This is a genomic window from Frankia sp. CeRuru1 (assembly GCF_977966315.1).
The window spans coordinates 17,945-18,463 of sequence record NZ_CDWWEW010000065.1 but is presented as its reverse complement, the minus strand read 5'-3'; the positions used below and the strand labels follow the sequence as shown (position 1 = coordinate 18,463).

1 pseudogene is annotated in these 519 nt (G+C 76.3%); it reads left to right on the top strand.

Features of this window, described 5'->3' with window-relative positions:
* Positions 1–422: 422 nt before the first annotated feature.
* A pseudogene (locus tag AC08OP_RS07420) lies at positions 423–519 on the top strand (hypothetical protein); the annotation flags it as partial.

The window sequence follows — 519 nt, the reverse complement described above, 5'->3', positions numbered from 1 at the left end:
GGGGGACATGGTGGTCGGGGGCGTGATGGCCGGGCCGTCGGCCGTGGTGCCGGTGCCGGAGATGGTGGATTGTGGTGATTGACGCGGGGTACCCGCTCTCGCTGGTCGCCGATGCGGCACGATGGCGACATCTTCCGCGTGACCAGCTTGCGGGACGCTTGCGGGAGGATCGGAACGTCCGCGCGGTCGCGGGATGGCGGGAAGAAGGCAGGAAGGGAGCCGCCGGTGAGACGGGTGGCGGGGCTCGGTCGCGTCCCCGGGCGCCCTCATCGGGCTCGCCGGGCCTCAGCCGTTCCGGCCGGCGGTGGGTCGCCCACCGCGGCGACATCCGAGGCGCCGATGCCTGAGGCGCCGATGCCTGAGGCGCCGATGCCCGAGGCGCCGATGCCCGAGGCGCCGATGCCCGAGGCGCCGATGCCCGAGGCGCCGATGCCCGAGGCGCCGATGCCCGAGGCGCCGATGCCCGAGGCGCCGACTCCCGAGCCACCGGGCGGGCCGCAGCCCGCCGGCGGGGGGGAG